The 6702-nt window shown below is 73.7% G+C and carries 7 protein-coding genes; 3 read left to right on the forward strand and 4 right to left on the reverse strand.

What is annotated here, in order from left to right:
- The coding region (locus tag ACFU6K_RS27330) for a serine/threonine-protein kinase (RefSeq protein ID WP_380667339.1) at positions 1–1134 on the reverse strand (1134 nt) is incomplete at its 3' end.
- A gap of 267 nt (positions 1135–1401) precedes the next feature.
- On the opposite strand from ACFU6K_RS27330, the gene ACFU6K_RS27335 reads away from it, so the two are divergent.
- Positions 1402–2079 carry a hypothetical protein gene (locus ACFU6K_RS27335; RefSeq protein WP_380667340.1) on the forward strand — a complete coding sequence of 226 codons (678 nt, stop codon included), beginning with the start codon at positions 1402–1404 and terminating at the stop codon, positions 2077–2079.
- 40 nt (positions 2080–2119) lie between these two features.
- Here the strand turns inward: ACFU6K_RS27335 and ACFU6K_RS27340 are convergent, their stop codons facing one another.
- Together ACFU6K_RS27340 and ACFU6K_RS27345 are read right to left on the reverse strand one after the other, a co-directional pair.
- Complete coding sequence (locus tag ACFU6K_RS27340; RefSeq protein WP_049653142.1) at positions 2120–2791, reverse strand: DsbA family oxidoreductase; 672 nt, start codon at positions 2789–2791, stop codon at positions 2120–2122.
- A 122-nt stretch (positions 2792–2913) separates the two neighbouring features.
- Positions 2914–4260 (reverse strand): hypothetical protein, encoded by a 1347-nt coding sequence (locus ACFU6K_RS27345; RefSeq protein WP_380667341.1) that lies wholly within the window; start codon positions 4258–4260, stop codon positions 2914–2916.
- Between the two features lie 51 nt (positions 4261–4311).
- Here ACFU6K_RS27345 and ACFU6K_RS27350 point away from each other — a divergent pair, with 51 nt between their 5' ends.
- Positions 4312–5169, forward strand: a complete 858-nt coding sequence (locus ACFU6K_RS27350; RefSeq protein ID WP_380667342.1) for a hypothetical protein — start codon at positions 4312–4314, stop codon at positions 5167–5169.
- Here the strand turns inward: ACFU6K_RS27350 and ACFU6K_RS27355 are convergent.
- Positions 5145–5579, reverse strand: coding sequence for a MerR family transcriptional regulator (locus ACFU6K_RS27355; RefSeq protein WP_380667343.1), 435 nt, complete (start codon positions 5577–5579; stop codon positions 5145–5147). The two genes, ACFU6K_RS27350 and ACFU6K_RS27355, sit on opposite strands and share 25 nt — an antisense overlap.
- Before the next feature lie 88 nt (positions 5580–5667).
- Here ACFU6K_RS27355 and ACFU6K_RS27360 point away from each other — a divergent pair, with 88 nt between their 5' ends.
- Entirely contained in the window at positions 5668–6651 is a 984-nt protein-coding gene (locus ACFU6K_RS27360; RefSeq protein ID WP_380667344.1) for an oxidoreductase, read from the forward strand.
- Positions 6652–6702 lie beyond the last annotated feature (51 nt).

Raw genomic sequence — 6702 nt, forward strand, 5'->3', positions numbered from 1 at the left:
CTGCTTGGCCGCCTGCTCAGGGTCCGCCTGGACGACCGGGGACACCCTCACGACCAGTTCGGCCGCGGGGACCGGCTCGTTCCGCGGAGCGGGGCCCGCACCGCCCGCCCTCGGGGCGCTCTTCCACAGCCTGACCGGCCGCCGTCCGGACTCCCCGACCGGCAGTCCGACCGCCGCTCGTGCCGCCGCCGCCATCTCGGCGGCGCTCTCGTACCGGTCCTCCGGCGCCTTGGACAGCGCCTTGGCGACCAGCGCCCGGACCGCCGGCGGGAAGGTGTCCGGCAGCTCCGGCGCCGGCTCGTTGACGTGCTTGTACGCGACCTGCATGGCGCGGCCGCCCTCGAACGGCAGCTTCCCGACCAGCAGTTCGTAACAGACGACCCCCATCGAGTAGAGGTCGGCGGCGGGTGTGACGGGGTTGTCGGGAGAAGGGTCGACCTGTTCGGGGGACGCGTAGGAGGCGGTGCCGATGAAGCCGTTCGACGTGGTGAGTTTGGAGTCGGCGATCGCCAGGGCGAGGCCGAAGTCGGCGACGAGCACGGCGCCGTCCTCGCGCACCAGCAGGTTGGACGGTTTGACGTCGCGGTGGACGATGGCGGACTGGTGGACGGCCTGGAGGGCGTCCAGTGCGGTGGCCACCAGGGCCAGGGCCCGCTCGGGCGGCATCGGCCCTTCGTCCTTCTGCACCGCGCTGAGCGGCCGGCCCTCGACCAGGTCCATCACGATGTAGGCGTAGCGCGGGCCGGTGCCGGCGCCCTTCGTACCGTCGGTGTCCTTCGTGCCGTCGGCGCCCTTCGTGCCGTCGGTGCTCTCCGCACCGTCGGTGGCCTCCACGCCGTCGGTGCTCTCCGCACCGTCGGTGGCCTCCACGCCGTCGGTGCTCTCCGCACCGCTCTCCCCGTAGTCGTGGACGCCCACGACGCCCGGGTGGCCGATCCCGGTGACGGCCTTCGCCTCCCGGCGGAAGCGCTCGGTGGCGGTCGGATCCTCCAGCAGGCCCGGGTTGAGCACCTTGACGGCGATGTCCCGTTCCGTGACGGCGTCCCGGGCGCGCCAGACCGTCCCCATCCCGCCGCGGCCGAGCTGTTCCAGCAGCCGGTACCGGTGGTTGAGAACGGTGTCCTTGTCGATCATGCCCCTACCCCCTGGTGTGTCATGACCCCGCCCCCGGAGGGGCGTCGGTGCACAGTGTGTGCCAGAGGGCGAGGCGGCCTCAATGGTCTTTTTACACACGGAGGTTGAGTGTTGCGGAACTGTCGCGCGGACGCCTCCGGCCGGGCGGGGAGCCGGATCCCTCAAGGACACCCCGGGGTGCCTGGTTCGTGGCGGAGCAGCGCCGCGCGGCCCCGGCCGGAGGAAAACCGCGGGACAGCCCCGGTCGGCCTCCGGTACGAAGACCTGGTGAGACTGCGAACGAAGATCCACCGGGTGCGCCTCGGCCGGGACGAGTACCGGGTGATCACCCCGGCGCGGCAGACCGCCGGGGCCCTCCTGTACGCCAGCCCGGGCAGCAGGTACATGGGCCTGCACCTCGACCGGCAGGGCGCCGAGGACCTGGCCACCGCCTGGGCCCTGGCGGCCCGCTCCCGGCGCTCCCTGGTGCACCTGCCGCTGCGGGCCAACGCCGGCCCGGCCGGGCTGGGCGACGTCCCGTCCGAGGACCGGCTGGACCTCCTGCTGGTCCACCACAGCCTGGGCTTCCCCGCGTCGCGCTGGAAGGAGGTCCGGGCGCGGCTCGGCGCCGGGACGCCGCACACCGTCGACCTGCCGGTGACGGACTTCCCGTCCGAGGAGGAGATCGACTACGAACGCCACCACTTCGCCGGCTGGCTGGACCGGCTCCGGTTCTCCGGGGCCGCCCACACGCTGGTGGTCACCGGCAGCCCCACGGCCTTCCGCTGGTCGGGTTCCCAGCTCCACGAGTTCACCCGCGAGGCCCCCGGGTGGCGCTTCGGGTGGCGGCCCGACGCGCACTACTGCATCGAGCTCGACCACGAGGGCTGGCGTTCCGGGCGGGCGGCCAAGGGTGTTCCGGCGAGCCTGCACATCGTCTACGCCCACCGTGGGCAAGCCGGGTGAGCAGGAAGTCGGACGGGCCGACTTCCTGCTCCGCCCCGCCTCACTCCTTGGGCGCGAGCGGGGTCAGCGGCAGCGCCACCCGGCTCTCCCAGGCCTGTTCCAGTGCCCGGGTGAACGTTTCCGCGGGCTGGGCGCCCGAGACGCCGAGGCGCCGGTCCAGGACGAAGAACGGCACGCCCGTCGCGCCCATGGCGCTCGCCGTGGTCTCGTCCTCGCGCACCGCCTCCGCGTAGGCCTCCGGGTCGGCCAGGACGGCCGCGGCCGCCTCGCCGTCCAGCCCGGCCTCGACCGCCAGCTCGACCAGCCGGCCCTCCTCGAAGGCCGACCGCTCCTCGGCGAAGTTCGCCCGGTACAGCGCGTCCAGCAGCTGCCCCTGCCGGCCGTGCTCCTCGGCGAAGTGCAGCAGCCGGTGCATGTCGAAGGAGTTCGCCGCGTCGCGCCCCTCGCGCAGGTACGGCAGGCCCTCGGCGTGCGCGTTCTCCGCGATCCGGGCCTCCGCCGCCTCGGCCTGCTCCAGGCTCATCCCGTACTTGGCGGCGAGCAGCGGTACGACCGGTCGGGCCTCGTGCGGTGCCCGCGGGTCCAGCTCGAAGGAGCGGTGGACGACCTCCACCTCCTCGCGGTGCGGGAACGCCGCCAGCGCCTGCTCGAACCGGGCCTTGCCGATGTAGCACCAGGGGCAGTTGATGTCGGTCCAGATCTCCACGCGCACGGCGCCGCACTCCTTCCAGCCTCGCGCGGACCTCCCGCGCCTGCTCCTGCCGGAACGCCTCCGTCCACCTGAATATTTCTCTCACTGAACTATCCGGGCCGGCCGGTCGGCGGCCTCCTGTCTCAGTCCCGGCCCCAGGCCTCGCGCTGGGCGGACACCGTGGGGACGGCGGCGACGGCCTCGGCGTAGCGGCCGCGCCTGTTCAGGATCTCGGCAACCGCCAGGTGGGCCCAGCGCTGGGTGGACGACCGGAGCAGGTCGAGGGCCTCGTCCGGCCGGCCGTCCAGATCCAGCAGCCAGGCCAGCGTGGTGTCCCACTGGCCGGGCTCCCGCTCGTTCAGGGCCCGCGCCTCCGCGATGCCCTCGGTGTAGCGCCCGGCCTTCGCGAGCAGGCGCAGCCGGGTGTGGCCCAGGACATCGGCATGCGCCTCGACGTACGCGGCGCCGAGGCCGTCCACGAGCTCCAGCGCCGGCTCCGGGCGGCCCGCCCTGATCAGCAGGTCGATCGCCTCGTGGAGGAGGTTCCCTTCGGCTTGCTCGTACGTGGGCCGTCCGACGTCGACGACCTCGTCGAGGCGTCCCTGGCGGGCGAGGAAGGCCATGAGGCGTCGGCGACTGTGCTCGCCGTCCGCGGCAAGGGCCTCGTGGAGGACGGCTTCGGCCTCCCGGACCCGCCCCTGCTCCTCCAGCGCCTCCGCGTACTGGTTCAGGGCGAGCTCCGCGTGCTCGCCGTCGGCCAGCTCGCGCAGTTGCTCGAACCGGCCCTGATCGGCGAGGAGTTTCGCGTACCGCCAGGCGACGCCCGGGACGACGGGCAGGACCGGGCCCAGCCGCCGGATCGCCTCGTCCGCCCGGCCCATGCGCTCCAGGACCAGGCTGTACAGCACCAGCACCGCCGACGGCTGGTGCCGGCACTCGCGCCGATCCCCGGCCGCGGAGCACCGGCAGTCCGCCGTGCCGCCCAGGGCCCGCTCGGCGCACGGGGCGAGCAGTTCCAGGACGCGGGCGTCACGGTCCTGCCCCCTGGTCAGATCGACCAGTGACTCCAGGATCCAGGGCTCCCCGAGGTGGGGCGTGAGCACCTCGATGGCCTCGTCCACCCGCCCGGCCTCCACCAGCGCCCCGGCGAACCAGCGGCAGTCGAGCGCCGACTCCAGGCCGGCCGCGTCCGGACGCACCAGCGCCAGCCCCTCCTCGATCCGGCCCAGCCGGACCGTGATCGAGGCGGACTCCCGTACGGCGAACGGCCAGCCGACCGCGACGAACGGCTCCAGGACCGTCAGGGCCCGTTCGAACTCCCCCATATCGCACAGCTCACTGACCGCCACCTCGGCGCAGGGCCACTCACCGCGGTCCCGGGCGGTCTCGATCAGCAACTCCAACTGCCCCTGTCGGGCCAGGTATTCCGCCATGGCGGGCTCTATCCCGCCGTCGAACTGCCGCTGCCAGGCGAGATCGTCAAGATTCACCGGGCCAGGCTAGGCGACGAGGTCGAGGTCCTGCATGGAGATAATCGGCGGATGTCCGAAACCTTCGTTGACCTGGGATTCGTCACCGCACCCTCCGGGGTGGTGGTGCTCGGCATGGCCACCTGGATCGACTACTGGCGGGAGCTGGGGGATCCGTTGCCGGTGCGGGCCGCGGCGGCGGCGAAGACGGGCGGCGGTCACCTGCGGGACGAGGAGTGCGAGGCAGTCGCCGTTCCGGCCGCCGCCGATCGGCCGCTGGCGGTGCGGGCCACCACCGAGCCCTCGGCCTTCGACGAGGAGCCGACGATCGCGACGCTGGAGATCGCCCTCGGCCTGCCCTGGCCGGAGGGTGCGGAGGGCCCGGTGCTGCTCGGGGACCTGCCGGTCGACCGGAGCGGCATGGTGGTCGGCGACGCCGTCGGGCTGGACGCGTGGACGAGCCTGGACGACGAGCCGGCCGACGGGCTCGCCGACCTCTCCTACTGGGGACGGTACGAGGCCGACGCCCATGCGCGGTTCGGCGGCGAGCGGATGCGCTCGTACGGCGGGGACGGGGGCCCGTACGGGTGGCTCGACCTCCCGGTGGCGGAGGCGGTCGCGCTGGAAGCCGAGATCAGCACCTGGCGGGGCGGCCTGCCCGGCAGGGGAGTGGCCACCATGGTGGAGAAGCACGTCGATTACTTCAATTTCCGGCGGGCCGGCCTGCACCACCCGCTGCACATGGGTGCGATCGAGGTCGGCGGCTGCCAGGTGCTCGGGATCGACTGGTGCCAGGGCGACCACGCGGTCCGGCACCACGGCGGGCGGGAGTGGGGCCAGGCCTTCCCGGTCACCCTCGAAGCCGACGGGGCGGGCGGGACGGTCCTGCGCTGGACCATCCCGCCCTACGGCGAGGACGAGGAGGACTGAGCCGGTTCGCCCGCCGTCGGGTCCCAGAGCCCGGCGGCCTCGCCGCGCTCCAGGTGGTCGGCGTAGACGGCGGTCTTCCAGGCGATCAGCGAGCGGCACTCCTCCAGCTCCCGGATCCGTTCGTCGACGCGCTGCCGGTGGGCGTCGAGCAGCCGCAGCCGTTCGGCCTCGTTGCCCGGGCCCTGCCGGACCAGTTCGGCGAAGCGGCGCAGGTCGGCGAGCGGCATGCCGGACTCGCGGAGCCTGACGCAGATCTCCAGCCACCGCACGTCCAGCACGGCGTACCTCCGCCGCCCGCCCGCCGTGCGCCGCACCGGGCCGACCAGCAGCCCCTCGCGCTCGTAGAAGCGCAGGGCGTGCACGCTGAGCCCGGTGCGTTCGGCCACCTCGCCGATGCTGAGTTCCGTCATGGCGTCAGAGCATAGGAAGTCAGAGCACAGGAACAACACGGGACCGGGGCTTGATCTAGACCGCGCTCCACTTCCTACGGTCATCGCCATGACCACCACTCAGCTCCAGCGCCAGCAGCAGCCGATCGGCTCGCCCTTCTCCGCCGCCACCACCGCCGAGGACGTCCTGGCGGGCCTCGACCTCTCCGGCCGCACCGCCGTCGTCACCGGCGGCTACTCCGGCCTCGGCCTGGAGACCACCCGGGCGCTGGCCGCCGCCGGGGCCGAGGTGATCGTCCCGGCCCGCCGCCCGGACACCGCCCGCGCCGCGCTCGCCGGGACCGGGAGCCGGATCGTGCCGATGGACCTCGCCGACCCCGCGAGCGTCCGGTCCGCCGCCGGGCTGGTCCGCGAGGCCACGGACCGCCTTGACCTCCTGTTCGCCGTGGCCGGGGTCATGGCCACCCCCGAGCGGCGCGTCGGGCCGGGCTGGGAAGGGCAGTTCGCCGCCAACCACCTCGGACACTTCCTGCTCGCCTGCGAGCTGTACCCGCTGCTGGCCGCCGCCCCGGACGGCGCCCGGGTCGTCGTCAACAGCTCGGCCGGGCACTTCCTGACGGACGTCCGCCGGCACGACCCGCACTTCCGCACCGGCTACGACAAGTGGCTGGCGTACGGCCAGTCCAAGACCGCCAACGCGCTGTTCGCCGTGCACCTCGACGCGCTCGGACGGGCGGACGGCGTCCGGGCGTTCGCGCTCCACCCAGGGAAGATCATCACCGGGCTCCAGCGGGAGATGACCCGGCAGGAGCAGGTCGAGCGCGGCTGGGTGGACGAGCGGGGCAACGTGATCGGCGCGGACTTCAAGTCCCCTTCCCAGGGCGCGGCCACGGGCCTCTGGGCGGCCACCTCGCCGCTGCTCGACGGCCTGGGCGGGCTCTACCTGGAGGACTGCGAGGTCGCCCGCCCCGCCGGCCCGGACACCCCGATGGACGACGGCGGCGTCCGTCCGTACGCCGTCGACCCGGACGGGGCGGCCCGCCTCTGGGAGCTCTCGCTGGCCGCGACCGGCGCCACCCCGGTGCCGCGCTGAAACGCCGTCCCGCCGTCCCGCCGGAATGCCGAACGCCGAGCGGGAGTGGGA

It is taken from the genome of Kitasatospora sp. NPDC057512, assembly GCF_042802135.1.
GTDB lineage: Bacteria > Actinomycetota > Actinomycetes > Streptomycetales > Streptomycetaceae > Kitasatospora.